We start from the raw sequence: 255 nt of genomic DNA, 5'->3' as shown, positions 1-255 counted from the left end.
GACCAAGGTGTTTATGATAATTCGATTATCGTTATGTATGGAGACCATTATGGTATTTCCGAAAACCATAATAAAGCAATGGCCCAATATTTAGAAAAAGACGGCATTACACCGTATGACAATGCATTATTGCAAGAAGTACCTTTATTCATCCATATCCCTGGCGATGGTCAAGGAAAAGAGATGACAGAGGTATCCGGACAAATAGATTTACGACCAACTATTTTACATTTACTTGGCGTTGAAACGTCAAAA

The 255-nt window shown here is 36.9% G+C and carries 1 protein-coding gene; it reads left to right on the top strand.

Annotated features, from left to right (window positions below; genetic code table 11):
- Positions 1-255, top strand: a 255-nt coding sequence (locus tag SB660_RS22095; RefSeq protein WP_410584609.1) for a sulfatase-like hydrolase/transferase, incomplete at both ends; no start/stop codon positions are given.

This window comes from Bacillus sp. SIMBA_005 (assembly GCF_046535585.1).
GTDB classification, from domain to species: Bacteria; Bacillota; Bacilli; order Bacillales; family Bacillaceae; genus Bacillus; species Bacillus pumilus.
Note: the sequence above shows the minus strand (reverse complement) of the source record. Positions and strands in the feature narration are given on the sequence as shown.